Raw genomic sequence first — 210 nt, 5'->3', positions numbered from 1 at the left:
GGCGGCGAGATCCACCTGGACAGCCCCGACTACGAGGTCCGCGACGCGGCTCGGCTGCTGGACTGGTTGGCCGCCCGACCGGAAATCCGCACCGACGCCGCCGGTGACCCGAAGGTCGGTGTGGTCGGCGGCTCGTACGGCGGCGGGTTGGCACTGTTGCTGGCCGCGCAGGACCGTCGGGTCGACGCGATCGTCCCCATGATCACCTGG

At 71.9% G+C, this 210-nt stretch carries 1 protein-coding gene; it reads left to right on the top strand.

The features are described 5' to 3' along the window. Window positions 1–210 (top strand): alpha/beta fold hydrolase (locus C7C46_RS33715; protein WP_146259349.1); only part of this gene is annotated, 210 nt, incomplete at both ends.

Origin of the sequence: Streptomyces tateyamensis (genome assembly GCF_003205575.1) — a bacterium.
Classification (GTDB): Bacteria; Actinomycetota; Actinomycetes; order Streptomycetales; family Streptomycetaceae; genus Kitasatospora; species Kitasatospora tateyamensis.
Note: the sequence above shows the minus strand (reverse complement) of the source record. Positions and strands in the feature narration are given on the sequence as shown.